Raw genomic sequence first — 14,661 nt, 5'->3', positions numbered from 1 at the left:
CTCTTATTACCATAGCATCGCAGCATCACCATTGCGAGACAAGCAACCCAAATCACGTTAGAGGACAAGCATGCAAGACGATATCCTGAAGCAGCTGGAAGCCAAGCGAGAACTCGCTCGGTTGGGTGGGGGACAAAAGCGCATCGATGCGCAGCACAAGAAAGGCAAACTGACGGCGCGCGAGCGTATCGAGCTGCTGCTGGACGACGGCACTTTTGAAGAATGGGACATGTTCGTGGAGCACCGCTGCACGGACTTCGGCATGGAAAACACCAAGATCCCCGGAGACGGCGTGGTCACCGGCTACGGCATGATCAACGGCCGTCTGGTCTTTGTGTTCAGCCAGGACTTCACGGTGTTCGGCGGTGCGCTGTCCGAAACCCATGCCGAGAAGATCTGTAAGGTGATGGACCAGGCCATGAAGGTCGGCGCTCCCGTCATCGGCCTCAACGATTCGGGCGGCGCGCGTATCCAGGAGGGCGTTGCCTCTTTGGGCGGCTACGCTGATGTGTTCCAGAAGAATGTGTTGGCCTCGGGCGTGGTGCCCCAGATCTCCATGATCATGGGCCCCAGTGCCGGCGGTGCCGTGTACTCGCCGGCCATGACCGACTTCATCTTCATGGTCAAGGACAGCTCCTATATGTTCGTGACCGGGCCCGAAGTCGTGAAGACGGTGACGCACGAGGAAGTCACGGCCGAAGAGCTGGGCGGGGCCATCACCCACACCACCAAGAGCGGCGTGGCCGACATGGCTTTCGACAACGACGTGGAAGCACTGATGATGCTGCGTCGCCTCTATAACTACCTGCCCTTGAACAACAAGGAAAAGGCTCCCGTGCGCGAGACCACCGATCCCGTGGGCCGCGCCGATATGTCGCTGGATACGCTGGTGCCTGAAAACGCCAACAAGCCCTACGACATGAAGGAGCTGATTCTCAAGACCGTGGACGATGGCGATTTCTTCGAGCTGCAGCCAGAGTACGCCAAGAACATCATCATCGGTTTTGCCCGCATGGCTGGTCAGACCGTGGGCGTCGTGGCCAATCAGCCTCTGGTGCTGGCCGGCTGCCTGGACATCAAGTCCTCCATCAAGGCGGCGCGCTTCGTGCGCTTTTGCGATGCCTTCAACATCCCCGTGGTCACCTTCGTGGACGTGCCCGGTTTCATGCCTGGCACTTCCCAGGAATACGGCGGCATCATCAAGCACGGCGCCAAGCTGCTGTATGCGTATGCCGAAGCCACGGTGCCGAAGATCACCGTCATCACGCGCAAGGCCTATGGCGGCGCCTACGACGTGATGGCTTCCAAGCATTTGCGCGGTGACGTGAACCTGGCCTGGCCCCATGCCGAAATTGCCGTGATGGGCGCCAAGGGCGCGGTGGAGATCATCTTCCGTGAGGACAAGAACGATCCCGTCAAGCTGGCTGCGCGCGAAGCGGAGTACAAGGAACGCTTTGCCAACCCCTTTGTGGCCGGCGCCCGTGGCTTTATCGACGATGTGATCCAGCCGCACGAAACGCGCAAGCGCATCTGCCGCTCGCTGGAGATGCTCAAGAACAAGCAGCTGGACAACCCCTGGCGCAAGCACGGGAACATCCCCCTGTAAGAACAAGAAAAACCAGGAGATATATCCATGTTTACCAAGATTCTGATCGCAAACCGTGGCGAGATCGCCTGCCGAGTCATCGCCACCGCGCGCAAGATGGGCATCCAGACCGTGGCGGTCTATTCCGACGCCGACAAGGACGCACGCCACGTCAAGCTGGCCGACGAGGCCGTGCGCCTCGGTCCTGCTCCCAGCCGAGAGTCCTATCTGCTGGGCGAAAAAATCATTGAAGCCTGCAAGCAGACCGGTGCACAGGCCGTGCACCCCGGCTATGGCTTCCTGTCGGAAAACGAGGGCTTTGCAAGGCGCTGCGAAGAAGAGGGCATTGCCTTCATCGGCCCCAAGTCGCATTCCATTGCGGCCATGGGCGACAAGATCGCTTCCAAGAAGCTGGCCGGCGAAGCCCAGGTCAATACCATTCCCGGCTACAACGACGCCATCGCGGGCCCCGAGCAGGCCGTGGAAATCGCCAAGGGCATTGGCTACCCGGTGATGATCAAGGCCTCGGCCGGTGGTGGCGGCAAGGGTTTGCGCGTAGCCTTCAACGACAAGGAAGCCTTTGAAGGCTTTGCCTCGTGCCAGAACGAAGCGCGCAACAGCTTTGGCGACGACCGCATCTTCATCGAGAAGTTCGTGCAGGAGCCCCGCCATATCGAAATCCAGATTCTGGGCGACAGCCACGGCAATGTGGTTTACCTGAACGAGCGTGAGTGCTCGATACAGCGCCGTCACCAGAAGGTGATCGAGGAAGCGCCTTCGCCCTTCATCAGCGATGCCACCCGCAAGGCCATGGGCGAGCAGGCCGTGGCCCTGGCCAAGGCCGTCAGGTATCAGAGCGCCGGCACCGTGGAGTTCGTGGTCGGCAAAGACCAGGACTTCTACTTCCTGGAGATGAATACCCGTCTGCAGGTGGAGCACCCTGTGACCGAATGCATCACCGGCCTCGATCTGGTCGAGCAGATGATTCGTGTGGCCGCTGGTGAAAAGCTGGCTTTCACCCAAGCGGATGTGAAGCGCGACGGCTGGGCCATTGAGTGCCGTATCAACGCCGAAGACCCGTTCCGCAATTTCCTGCCTTCGACCGGCCGCCTGGTGCGCTTTGCGCCGCCCGAGCAGACCATGTGGCAGTCCGATACCCAGCATCTGAACGGCGTGCGTGTGGATACCGGCGTCTACGACGGCGGCGAGATCCCCATGTACTACGACTCGATGATTGCCAAGCTCATCGTGCACGGCAAGGATCGCAACGACGCCATCGCCAAGGCCCGCGAAGCGCTCAACGGCTTTGCCATCCGCGGTATCAGCTCCAACATTCCATTCCAGGCGGCCTTGCTGGCACACCCGGACTTTGTCTCGGGCAAGTTCAACACCGGCTTTATCGCCCAGCACTATGCCGACGGCTTCCATGCCGAGGACGTGCCCCACGATGATCCCGACTTCCTGGTGGCTCTGGCGCTGTTCCGCAATCGCCGATACCGCGCGCGTGCATCGACCATCACCGGCCAAATGCAGGGCCACCAGGTGCAGGTGGGCGAGAAGTACACCGCCGTGGTTTTGGGGACTGAAGGCAAGAACCAGTATGTGACCGGCGAGGTGACCGACTTCGATGCCCAGGCTCGCGTCTGCAAGGTCGTGATCGACGACAAGACCTACGAATTCCGCAGCAATGCCGATATTCGCGATCTGGTGGTGCGCGGCGTGTGCAACGGCAAGGAGTTCACCTGCCAGATCGAGCGCGGCAATGGCAAGAACCCGCTGGCTCTGCGTGTCATCCACAACGGCACGCAAGCCGATGTGCTGGTGCTCTCGCCAAAGGGCGCCGAGATGCACAAGCTCATGCCTTACAAGGCCCCGCCCGACCTGTCCAAGTTCCTGCTCTCGCCCATGCCTGGCCTGTTGGTCGATGTGGCAGTGCAGCCCGGCCAGAAGGTGCAGGCCGGGGAGAAGCTGGCCGTCATCGAAGCCATGAAGATGGAGAACATCCTGTTCGCAGCGCAGGATGGTGTGGTCAGCAAGATCAGCGCCGCCAAGGGCGACTCGCTGGCGGTGGACGACATCATTCTGGAATTCGAGTGATGAGAGCTTTTCGGGGCCTCTGTTCAGAGCCGATATGGTCTGAGCACAAGGCCCCGAAGCAAAAGCCCGCACGGCTTTGGCTCTGCGGGCTTTCTGATTTTCAATAAGATCGGCTCTATCCTTTATCCAGACTCAGCTAGTAGCTATGACATTGAAAGCAGATACAACGACTTCCCGCCCTGCCAGATTGGCGCGTGCGCTGCTGGCTCTGTGGGGGACGCTGCTGCTTGTCGATGCTCTGGTACTGATGGGCATGGGGCACTTCAATGTGGGGGTGGTGCTGCCCGCCGGCTTGGGCGCTGCGGCCTTGTGGCTGAGCTGGAAATGGCGGGCCATACAGCACTGGCGGGCAGCCAGGCCCTTGCATGCAAGGCTCTGGTCGCTGGCTTGGGCCGGCCTGGTGCTGTGGCTGATCAGCCTTTTCTGGTTCTGGAGCCGTCTGTCCGGCCTGGGTCTGGAGCCGCAGCAAGTGCCGCCCGTGCAATCCATCGTGGTGCTGGGTAGTGGCACGCTCGATGGTCAGCCCAGGCCGGTTCTGGCTGCGCGACTGGATACGGCAGCAGAACTGGCCAAGTTGCAGCCCCAGGCTCTGGTTGCCGTTTGCGGCGGCGTGGATTGGGGTGAAAAAGAGTCGGAGGCCGAGGTCATGGCACGCTATCTGCAGCAGCGTCACGGTATTGCTGCGCAGCGGCTGGTGCTGGAAAAGCTCAGCACCAGTACCGAGCTGAACCTCAAACTCAGCCGGCCCTTGCTGGCCGATCGCGGCGTGGCCGCGGATGCACCCATGGCCATGGTCAGCAGCGACTTTCACCTGATGCGTGCCATGGACATTGCAAAGCGCCAGGATCTGCCCCAGGTCTATCCCGTGGCGGCTCCGACCCCTTTGGCCACGCGTTTCAATGCCTGGCTGCGGGAATACTTTGCCATGGTCAGCAGCTGGTTGCTGGGTGAGGTCTGATATTTCAATAAAAATCGGCTCTAGCGCTTACCAATATTACGCTTTAAGCTATCAATCAAGGAGTCATTCATGAGCAATCGTCCTTTCAGGGTTCTGGGCATTCAGCAAGTCGCCATCGGTGGCACCGACAAGCAGCGCATGAAAAAGCTGTGGGTGGACATGCTGGGTCTGGAGCAGACCGGCAGCTTCCAGAGCGAGCGCGAAAACGTGGACGAGGACATACTGGCCATGGGGCGGGGCGCGATGAAGGTGGAAGTGGACATCATGCAGCCCATGGACATCGAGAAAAAGCCCGCTGTGCACGCCACACCGCTGAACCACATCGGCCTGTGGATCGACGACCTGCCCAAGGCTGTGGAATGGCTGACCGCCAATGGCGTGCGATTTGCTCCTGGCGGTATCCGCAAGGGAGCGGCAGGCTATGACATCACTTTCCTGCACCCCAAGAGCAATGACGAGTTTCCGATTGCTGGCGAAGGCGTGCTGATCGAACTGGTGCAGGCTCCGGCCGACGTGATTGCGGCGCTGGGTTGAGTGTTCCGGGCGCCTGCTGCCAGATTGCAGCAGCGTGATTGCTGCGATTGTTCTCAGAACTGATAGCCGAGCCTGATCCCGAACGCTGTGGCGGACTCGGCATCAAAATTCGCCAGTGTCGTGCCGCCGCTGGAGATATCTATCGAGCCCAGACGCTGGTAGCTCAGCCAGGGCGTGAGCTTGAACCGGCCTTGCAGATAGCTCACCCCCACCGTGTAGCCAAGACGGCCATTGGTGGGGCGCAATGGCGACAGCGCGGCCTTGTCGCTGCGCTTGTCATAAGCTACGGCGACAAAGCCGGACCAGTTCTCCGCCAGCTTCTGCCCAAGCGCCAGCGTGTAGGTGGTGGTGTCCTCCATATCTGCCAGGCTGTGGCCCGGGAGTTCCGCCGCCAGGGTCTGCGGATACAGCCTGAATTGCGACCAGTCGGTCCAGCGAATCTGCCCAAAGAGCAGGGTGCCTGGCGCGATGCCTGTCTGGATATCCAGGTTGAAACTTTGCGGGGCAGTCGATGCCGTCCTTGTTTCGCCAGGCCGTCGGTTTTCACGGGTAGCGATCTTGTGCTTGATGGCTGAGTGATAGGTCGCAGCAACGCGCAGGGCCATATCCTGGCGCTCATAGCTCATGCCCAACAAGTAGCCAGGCTCGGTACTGGGTCTGAAATCCACCCGGTATCCATCGAGCGCTCCAAACACCATTCCCCCCAGAGCGACATGTCCTTCGGTGCGCTGCAGGCGTAGCCCACCATGGACAGCCCAGTGCTCATCCAAGCGGTAGCGTATGGACCCCATGAGCTCATGGCTGCTCACGCGGGCCTGAGTGCCGCCAAAAAGAGGCGATTGCAGAGGGCTGTAAGCAATGTCAAGGCCAAAAGGCTTGCTCAGCATGAGCAGCATCGAGATGCGTGGATTCACATCCTGCTTGTATGCAAAGCCCCATTGGGTGTAATCATCAGCGACCTGACCGGTGGACTTTCCCAGGGCATCCATGCCCCCGATTCGAGGCTGGACCCTATAAGTTTCGACAGAAAGATAGCGACCGTTTTCAAACAAAGGTCCAAGGTCCTGGCCCGTTCTATCAAGGCCGCCGGCCTGGGCGCAGAGGCCCCACATCATGGCTGCGCAGCCAGTCCCCATTTTTGCTTTTCTCAACACCTGCTCCAACGCTCTGATTCCAGTTGCATGAATGTAATTTAATGTGTCTAAGTGACAGGCGCATAGGTCTAATTGGAGGATGCAGACTCGCAGAACGGGCGCTTACGAGGCTCCAGATAGCTACTTGCGTGGCTTATGCTGTGCGCTGCGAGTGATCGCCGTCCGAAGCCCAAAGCCGCGCAGAAAAATGACTTCCATCTCGACCGTCCTCACGACTGCTTACTACGACCGCCAATACAACGCCCGCGCCAGCGTGCAGGATCCGCTTGCGTATCTGGCGTGCTACACGCAGGAAAGCCAGGCTGCGTTTGCATTGCCTGGCGCAGTTCGCAATCAGCGCTACAGCCCCAGGGCTGCGGATGTTCTGGATATCTATCTGCCCCCAACTCAGGCTGCGAAAGTACAAGCTGCGCCTGTTTTCATCTTCATCCACGGCGGCTACTGGAAGGCCTTGAGCAAGGATGATTCGGCATTCATGGCCCCCGCGCTGACGCGGGAGGGCGCTATCGTCGTAGTGCCTGACTACGATCTGGCCCCTTCCGTCACACTGGAGCATATCGTCGATCAGATGCGCCAGGCCTATGCCTGGGTGGTGCGCAATATCGCCATCTACGGCGGTGATGCCCGCAATATCTGTGTCTGCGGAAGCTCGGCCGGAGGACACCTGGCAGCCATGTTGCTGGCCAAGGGGTGGCTGCAGGACTATGACCTGCCAGCGCAGGCCGTGCCTCGATCGGTATTGACCTTGAGCGGTCTGTTCGACCTGCAGCCGCTGCTGGCAACCCATATCAACGGCTGGATGCAGCTGGATGATGCTGCAGCCATACGCAACAGCCCGCGCTTTCTACTTCCCGATGCGAGTACGCATGCTCAGTGCCAGCTTCGCGTGAGTTGTGGCGAGTTTGAAAGCCATGAATTCAAGCGCCAGTCGCGAGAATACCTGGCTGCGTGGCAGGCGCGTTGTCTGCCGGGGCAATGGGTGGAGGCGCCGGCCACCAACCACTTTGATTTGCCGCTGCAACTGGCCGACCCGCAATCCGCCATTCATCGGACTGCGCTGCAGCTGATGAGGCTTGATCAGTCCTCGTCCAGCATGCGCGCGGCCTGATTGTTGAGTGCCGAGTCGGCACGGAAGTAACCGAGTACTGTGTTCACGCTATGGTGTCCGGTCAATGCCATGGTGTCAGCCAGCGGCAGATTGCGTCTGCCGGCCTCGGTCACAAATCCCGAGCGCAGGGAGTGTGCCGAAAAGTCTCCTTCCACACCGGCCAGTGCACAGCGTTCTTTGACGATGTTGCGTACAGCAGCGGGAGTCAGTGGCTCTGCCACATGGCCTCCTTTGCGGATGCGCCTGAAGATAGGACCTTCGATGATCCCGGCTGCGTCCAGCCATGCTCTCAAGGCAATGGCTGCACGGCCGGTAACGGGCTTGTGATTCTCGGGGGCATCGGTGCCGCTCTGGTTGGTCTTGCTATGGCTGAGGGTGTAGATGAATTCCCCATTAGCCATGGTGCGCAGGAAACGCATATCGGCGCCAGCCACTTCGGAGCGGCGACGACCGCCACTGGCCCAGGCAAACAGCAGCAGCGCCCGGTCGCGCAGGCCACGCAAACTGTCGTCGCAGCTTGCCAGCAACTCCTCTAGCACATCGCGCGTCAGCGCCTCTTTTTTCTGCGGCAACTCGCCGCGCCTTGCATAAGCCTTGCGCGTGCGCGACATCAGCTCCTTAACTGCCCCGTCCTGACAGGGATTGGGCATGGCATGCACCTGATGTGCCTTGGACATCACTGCCATGCGATGCACCAGCGTGCTGTGTGAAGGTGCCCCTTTTTTGCCCTTGTAGCCGGCTGCAACCAGGGCTTCATCGATTTCAGGCGGCATTTCATGGATCAAGCCCGCACCGGTCTGCCTCTGGGCATGGTCGATGATGAATTGCAGCACCGTGGAAACCTGCAGCGGCAGTTGAATGGGCCGGCCAAGGCGCAGCAAATGCCAGGCTGCCCAGTAACGCATGGCGCTCTGATAGCTGCTGCGCGTATTGCTGGATTCGCCTTCATGCATGAGCTCCTTGATGGCTTCATGCGCCTTGGGGGCAAGAGCGGACTCCGGCACATCCTGTATCTGCAGGCAGCCGGCATCAAAAGTCACGGGAGTAGGGAAGGGCGAGGGCTTGCTTGAATCCATGGCGCTATTTTCGCCCTGACTTCATCTGCCAGCCGCTGTCGATTGGCCTCAGTCAGGAAGTCTGCAGAAGCCGAGCGGCTCCAAGCGGCAAGTTCCAGGAGCGACTAACAAGACCTGGCATGACATGCCGAAGCTGAGGCGCATGAGCGACGCAAGCAGTTGCACCAGCGACACGGCGCCGAGCATGTAGGCAAATCAAAGAAATTTCTCTCGCTCTATGGAAAACGCCCTCTATCCACAAATTCAGATGCTGAAAACACGGTAATGTATGTTGTCATCTGTATGAAAATTTAATACGTAATATTTAATACATTAGATGTATTGTGTATTACGTATAGAAAATATAGATCACGATAACAATCACTTATCGTTAGTTATTTGAAGAATAGATATGAATACAAGCAAAACTACGCCCAGAGGTGTTCAGGAGTCCGATGTCTGGGCTGCAGCGGATGCTTTGATTGCACAAGGGCTACGCCCGACCATAGAGCGGGTGCGTCAGCAGATAGGGCGCGGCTCCCCCAATACGGTCAGCCCCATGCTGGAGACCTGGTTTGCAACACTGGGCCGTCGTCTGGGCGTGGCGGGAGAACAGGACCCGTCTGTGTTGCAATCGGTGCCGGACCCTGTACAGCGTCTTGCGGAAGAGCTTTGGAATACGGCGCAGGAAGAGGCGAAAGCCGCAGCCAGCAAGGCTTTGGATCTTCGCGAACAGGCTTTGAAAGCTGCAGAGCAGGCCTTTGTGGCTCAACAGGAGCAACTCGCGCAGCGCCAAGCCACCATGGAAGCGCAAAAAGATGCGCTCAATCAAGCCCTGCAGGCCGCTCAAAATCACGCCCAAGACTTGGCCCGGCGCCTTGACGAAATGCAGCAGACGCTACAGGAACGCGATCAGCGCCTGGAAGAACTACGTGATGAGCTGAGCAATGCCGTACGCCAGCGTGAGTTGCAGCAGCAAAAGCACAGCGAGGAAATTCAGTCGGCCGCCGCCGAGCGCCAGCGCATGGCCGAGCAGTACGCGGGCAACGAGCGCCATATGCTCAACGAGGTCGATCGTGCGCGCCAGGAACTCACGGCAGCGCGAAAAAGTCTGCAGGACCAGGAGCGCAAGGCGGAGTCTCGCTATCAGGAGCTGCTGACTCGTTTTGAACAATCCGAGCAGGAGATCCTGAATCTGCATGCCCAGTTGCAGACCGCCCAGAACACGGCAGCATTGGCGCAAGAGCGTGCAGCCGATCTCAAGAGCCTGCTGGAGGCACAGCAAAGACTGGCGGCTGCAGCCAATGCAGGGGATCCAAATGTGACCCAACCCCTGGCGCGTCGAAGCAATCTGGCGGCAACCCGGCGCTCCATAAACCGGCGAACCTTGCGCTAACCGGTAGCCGGCGCCTGGGCTGTGTGGGCCACTGTGCATGACTCTGCTGACGCTTGTACTTCCGTAGTCCACGACATAGCCCGCATCCGCGCCTGCCAGCAGGATATCGGGGCCAGGGCTCTTCAAATCGGCGTTTGTGGTGCGAGTCTTGATGCCGCCGGCGTTGTTGCATAAACACAGAGCCTGCTCTCTGTAGGCTCGGTGCATGAGCCAGCACACACCCAAGAAACGTTATCGCACTACCAACTGGAAGCAGTACAACTCCTCCCTAAAGGCTCGTGCCCCCCTGACGAGGGCAATTTGCGTGACCAGCAATGAAGTAAGTGATGCTGCAGTCATCGCCGATCTGCTCAAGCAAGTCCCACGCAACGAAGCTGTGCTCAATGCGGCTGTCGCCGCATGCCGGCGTTTGGGTCGAAGGATGTGGAAAGTGTGGAGCCATTACCACCGGAAAAGCTTGGTAGAGACCAAATGAACTGCATCAAACGACTGGGCGAGCGGGTGATGTCCAGAACCTTTGAACGGCCAGTCAATGAACTGCACATCCGCGCAGCCATCCTCAATCGGTTCACTGAACTAGGGCGTCCGCAGACAGTGGCCGTGGCATAGCTGCGTCTGGGGTCAGGGGGTAACTCAACCTCAGACGGATTTGAATACGAAGGACTTTCCGCTAAAATGTGCTGCAGGCCCATGCATGCTAAGGCAGCAGTGCTTAAGGCCAAAGGCCGTGGTAGTAAGCCAGCCGGATGGATCAGGCTGTTGTAGTACGGCCAACAGAGCCACCGAGGGAATCGCGACCATGATAGTCAGCGCAGGCCTGGCGGGCGCTGGCAACTCTGGCCCCTTCCATAGGCGGGCGACCAGACAGGCGATGGTGGCGCTCATGCCCCCCCCCAATGTTAAGGCCGTTGGACGAATCCAGGCCAAGTGCTCACCATCAACTAGCGTCTCGCCACGACGGGCGTTCACGCGTGCCCTCAAGAGCAACAGCCCCCACCAGCTACTGTCCTTGCCTTCGAACGAACGACCTTCAGGCGAAATGAGCTTGCCGCCAGCGAAGCACCAGCCTTGCCTGGAAGCCCCATGAAGTTGAGCAGGCGCATCAGCCTGTACGTTGCATACGGGATGTCGTGCTTGCCGGATTCCCAGTTATGTACAGTCCTGGCCGACACATGAAGAAACTGCGCGCAGCCATGCAAATCCATGCCCAGGCTTCGATACATGGCACGGAAGTTCTGAGCAAGCTGGAGGCGGGTATCACGGTCGTGACGCCGCAGTCCGAACTTCTTCTTTAGTAGATACGATGTATATTTTCTGACACTTTTTTAAGCTGAAAGTCAAGGCTTTTTGCCTGATATTCAACAAAAGGTTACGAAATAACCATCGATCAAGGGTGGCTTCTTAGGGCCATTGCGACCCGAGTTCTGGTCGCAATGGCCTACCAATGCGCGAGCGAACTTCAGCTCCCGTTGAATGGATCAACAACCATTCAACGAGGACTTTCAATGTTCATCATCACTGTGCTGGCTTCTAAGGGCGGAGTCGGCAAGACAACTACAGCTGCGAATCTGGGCGGCCTGCTGCACGACATCGGCTTTAGGACGCTGCTGATCGACGGCGATATTCAGCCGTCGCTCTCACGCTATTACCAGCTGCGCTATGCGGCACCTTTTGGGCTCACGCAGTTGGTGCAGTCTGGTGCACTGACCCCGGACTGCATCTCGCATTGCCAACTGCCACCGACTTCCTATCAAGGCAAGCTTGAGAAGGCACCTAAGAGCGAGGGCGGTTGCCTGCATATCGTTCGCTCTGACGCCAAGGACTCGTCTTTGCAGGTCTGGATGGCCAATCGCAATCCAGTGAGCATGCAGTTCAGCTTCAAGAATCCCTTGAAGCACCCTGCAATCGCTAGCGCATATGACGTGGTGATTATTGATACCCAAGGTGCTGTGGGTCATCTGCAAGATGCTGCAGTGGTTGCTGCTGATCTGCTTCTTGTGCCTGCAACGCCAGACATGATCTCTGCTCGCGAGTTCATCGCAAATGTGAAGGCACTCATTGAACGCCACGATAGCGTGTCTAGCATGGGCTTGAAGATGCCTCAGATGAAGGCATTTCTCAATAAAAGCCAGAAGACTAGCGATAGCAAGGAAATGTCCGCAATGATTCGCGAAAGCTTTATTGAGCTGAGCGGAAAAATCACGATGCTGGATACCGATGTTCCCGATGCAACGGCTTGGAAAAAAGCGGCCAGTGCCGGAGTTCCAGTGCATTGGGTTGATCCAGTGAAAGCGTCCAACACGCTTCATTCCCTTCTTTGGGAAATTGTGCCCAGCGTGTCGGAGATGTACGCATCTAACCACCCCCAATATCTCGATCTGAACGCACCCTCCAATTAATTTTAGGAGGAAAGCATGCGTACACCTGAAACCATGACTGCTCGCGAACGGGCAGCCTCGCTAAACCTAACTACGTCCCCTGGAAATAAGCAAGGGACGTCAGCTATGACTGCACCAGATAAACCAAAGCTCACTCCAAATCAAGCACGTCTTGAGGCGGCTAAAGCAGCTCTTCATCGAGACTCTGAAAGATCAACTACCAGTTTTGATCCGATGGATGAGATTGATGGCTCCATCATCGTCTTGGATGTTTTTGATATTGATGAATATTCGCTGAATCCTCGCAAGAAAGCTAATTCCCAGCGGGCGGAAATCAAAGCGAGTATGAAGGTCGATGGCATCACCAACATGTTCTCGGTTACGCGTCGAAACCCCACGGAGAAGTATTTTCCATATGGTGGCGGAAATACTCGTGTGGAGATCGCAAAAGAGCTGGTGAATGAAGGCGTCGAGAAACTGCGGCGCATCCATGTCGTTACTCGAAAGTGGCCTGGCGAGGCTGCTGTCATTGCCGCGCACTTGAGCGAAAACGACAATCGAAGTGATATTTCGTTCTGGGAGCGAGCTCAGGGCGTAATGAATTACAAGCGTGAAATTGAGAAGGAGACTGCTAAATCATTCTCCGCCACCGAACTTAATAAAGCACTTAAAGAGGTTGGATTGAGCTATGGCGTGAGGATGGTTCAAAACTTCATCTTCGCTGTCGAAAATCTCGCGTTGATTGGTAATTGGCTTCAAACGTCTGACGTGAATATAAATATTCGTCCTACCGTTTCAGCACTTCACGAAATGGCATCTAAGTTTGATAAGCGTGATGAGGTCAAAAACTCCATCGAGGAAATCTTCTTGATGCACGCGACCGATCTTGAGGCCATGGAGCAAGCGAACTCCGAGGCCGATCCTGCAAGCCGGACAGAGGTCAAGTTGGATGTTCAATCGCTGCTCACCCAGATCCAGTCTGTATCCTCGAAGCACTTTGGTATTGCCGCCGACCATATCGAGTCAGTCGTCCAGTCCTATCTCCAGGACCCGAAGCTTTCTGTTGAGGACATGCGCTCGATAGAGAGCGAGAACAAGAAGGTGCAACAGCAAGCCAAGCAGGCGCCACTGTCGGGAATGCTTGGCGGCGTGTCGGCGGCTGCATCGCCTAGCAGTAAAAGAGCCACCACAAAGGCCGATCGGCAAGGGGCGGGTGCTGGCCCAGCAGACAAGCTGGCAGCGTTTTCCGCACGGCTATCGCAGAATCTTGTGGATCTGAATGCTGTCGTACCGTTGTCGGACTTCGTGAAGCCAATGCCGGCATTGCCATACGGGTTCTTGGTGGATATTCCAGAACGTATGTCGTATTTGGGCGATCAAAAGCTCTCCGAAGAACTCGAAACTCTGCGTGTGTATCTCTGGCCATTTCTTGCAACGCAAACCGGGCAGTGCAACGCAAACCTACTCTCGAAATGCGACCCAGAAAGCCGCTGGGTAAAGGCTATTCAGGCTGGCGTTGATACGTTCCGTCAGGAGTGCACAGATAGAGCAATTCTGTGCGGGAAGAATGGGCAGCTTTATGTCACTTCTGACCATTATGGGTATCTCTTCGGCAATGCGGCGGTTGCTAGATGCTTGTCTGCACTGATGCAAACACTCGCTGAATTTAATATCGCCGTGCAAGAGGATAGCCGCGAAGCCTATAAACCGTTATTTACGGAATAAACACGTTAGTTAAGCAATGACAGATCATATTGTTCCCGTCGATATTCACACGAATCCGCAGTTAAATTTTCTGCTGCTGACGGAGGTAATTCGTGCTATCGAAACCGAGGTTGGAATAGATCAGTTATTGCAGATGGGTTGCGATGCCGAACTGATTGACCAACTTCGGCATCGCAAGACTCGCGATATTCTGGATATTTCTACTAAGTTAACGAGGGTTAAACTCGTATTTTCTCCTGGCGAACTCCGGCAGCAACTGGAAGGCCTGGACCGACAACGGCAAGACGATGCACTTTGCGAATATTTTGTGCGTAATGGCGCATCGCGTGCACTGATTACCCGGCTTTTTAAGCGCTCCGCAGACGATATTCGTAGGATGCGTGAATTGGTTGGTGGAAGCGTCACCGGCGGTAGGGCCAAATTACCCAAGAAGTTTGATGTTCGGGATCAGATTCATCAAGCTTGGGCCGAAATTACCAGCCAATCGGCGCCTGGGAAATCTCTACGTGATTGGATTTTCGAGCTCCATTCTCGTTTTGCGGAGTACACCATCGACTCGCTTTATTCAACGCTCAAAGAGTTTGAAGACGAGGATAGCCTGGCTCTTCCCAGGAGAAATGCCTTCCCGGTGGGCAAATAAATCAGCCGTAGGACGTTCTATTTACAACCAT

The 14,661-nt window shown here is 57.2% G+C and carries 13 protein-coding genes and 1 pseudogene; 11 read left to right on the top strand and 3 right to left on the bottom strand.

The features are described from left to right. Positions 1-70 precede the first annotated feature (70 nt). The 4 genes from NOX35_RS13430 (at position 71) to NOX35_RS13415 (ending at position 5,174) form a co-directional block, all read left to right on the top strand. Positions 71-1,606: an acyl-CoA carboxylase subunit beta gene (locus tag NOX35_RS13430; protein WP_003065036.1), complete on the top strand. Its 1,536-nt coding sequence runs from the start codon at positions 71-73 to the stop codon at positions 1,604-1,606. A 27-nt stretch (positions 1,607-1,633) separates the two neighbouring features. After that, a complete protein-coding gene (locus NOX35_RS13425) occupies positions 1,634-3,682 on the top strand; it encodes an acetyl/propionyl/methylcrotonyl-CoA carboxylase subunit alpha (RefSeq protein WP_182282820.1) in 2,049 nt (682 codons plus the stop codon). A gap of 145 nt (positions 3,683-3,827) precedes the next feature. Beyond that, on the top strand, positions 3,828-4,640 hold the full coding sequence (locus tag NOX35_RS13420; RefSeq protein WP_182282819.1) for a YdcF family protein: 813 nt from the start codon (positions 3,828-3,830) through the stop codon (positions 4,638-4,640). Positions 4,641-4,709: 69 nt separating this feature from the next. After that, entirely contained in the window at positions 4,710-5,174 is a 465-nt protein-coding gene (locus NOX35_RS13415; protein WP_182282818.1) for a VOC family protein, read from the top strand. Positions 5,175-5,227: 53 nt separating this feature from the next. Here the strand turns inward: NOX35_RS13415 and NOX35_RS13410 are convergent, their stop codons facing one another. After that, entirely contained in the window at positions 5,228-6,163 is a 936-nt protein-coding gene (locus NOX35_RS13410; RefSeq protein ID WP_256493554.1) for an OmpP1/FadL family transporter, read from the bottom strand. A gap of 352 nt (positions 6,164-6,515) precedes the next feature. Between NOX35_RS13410 and NOX35_RS13405 the strand changes: the two genes are divergently transcribed. Further along, positions 6,516-7,436, top strand: coding sequence for an alpha/beta hydrolase (locus NOX35_RS13405; protein ID WP_182282817.1), 921 nt, complete (start codon positions 6,516-6,518; stop codon positions 7,434-7,436). Here NOX35_RS13405 and NOX35_RS13400 read toward each other — a convergent pair. Continuing rightward, positions 7,406-8,512, bottom strand: a complete 1,107-nt coding sequence (locus NOX35_RS13400) for a site-specific integrase (protein WP_256493552.1) — start codon at positions 8,510-8,512, stop codon at positions 7,406-7,408. The two genes, NOX35_RS13405 and NOX35_RS13400, sit on opposite strands and share 31 nt — an antisense overlap. Positions 8,513-8,903: 391 nt before the next feature. Between NOX35_RS13400 and NOX35_RS13395 the strand changes: the two genes are divergently transcribed. Together NOX35_RS13395 and NOX35_RS13390 are read left to right on the top strand one after the other, a co-directional pair. Next, positions 8,904-9,887 carry a DNA-binding protein gene (locus tag NOX35_RS13395; protein WP_182282815.1) on the top strand — a complete coding sequence of 328 codons (984 nt, stop codon included), beginning with the start codon at positions 8,904-8,906 and terminating at the stop codon, positions 9,885-9,887. Positions 9,888-10,122: 235 nt separating this feature from the next. Next, a pseudogene (locus NOX35_RS13390) lies at positions 10,123-10,496 on the top strand (IS5/IS1182 family transposase); the annotation flags it as partial. A 30-nt stretch (positions 10,497-10,526) separates the two neighbouring features. Here NOX35_RS13390 and NOX35_RS28805 read toward each other — a convergent pair. Further along, complete coding sequence (locus tag NOX35_RS28805; RefSeq protein ID WP_371878547.1) at positions 10,527-11,030, bottom strand: DUF3653 domain-containing protein; 504 nt, start codon at positions 11,028-11,030, stop codon at positions 10,527-10,529. 29 nt (positions 11,031-11,059) lie between these two features. Here NOX35_RS28805 and NOX35_RS13385 point away from each other — a divergent pair, with 29 nt between their 5' ends. From NOX35_RS13385 to NOX35_RS13370, 4 genes are all read left to right on the top strand, one after another. Further along, complete coding sequence (locus NOX35_RS13385) at positions 11,060-11,182, top strand: hypothetical protein (protein ID WP_256493549.1); 123 nt, start codon at positions 11,060-11,062, stop codon at positions 11,180-11,182. A 210-nt stretch (positions 11,183-11,392) separates the two neighbouring features. Beyond that, positions 11,393-12,286, top strand: a complete 894-nt coding sequence (locus NOX35_RS13380; protein WP_003054942.1) for a ParA family protein — start codon at positions 11,393-11,395, stop codon at positions 12,284-12,286. Between the two features lie 15 nt (positions 12,287-12,301). Then, on the top strand, positions 12,302-13,990 hold the full coding sequence (locus tag NOX35_RS13375; protein ID WP_230630075.1) for a hypothetical protein: 1,689 nt from the start codon (positions 12,302-12,304) through the stop codon (positions 13,988-13,990). 16 nt (positions 13,991-14,006) lie between these two features. Next, positions 14,007-14,630 carry an STY4526/YPO1902 family pathogenicity island replication protein gene (locus NOX35_RS13370; RefSeq protein ID WP_003054944.1) on the top strand — a complete coding sequence of 208 codons (624 nt, stop codon included), beginning with the start codon at positions 14,007-14,009 and terminating at the stop codon, positions 14,628-14,630. Positions 14,631-14,661 lie beyond the last annotated feature (31 nt).

This window comes from Comamonas sp. C11 (assembly GCF_024496285.1).
GTDB classification, from domain to species: Bacteria; Pseudomonadota; Gammaproteobacteria; order Burkholderiales; family Burkholderiaceae_C; genus Comamonas; species Comamonas testosteroni_F.
Note: the sequence above shows the minus strand (reverse complement) of the source record. Positions and strands in the feature narration are given on the sequence as shown.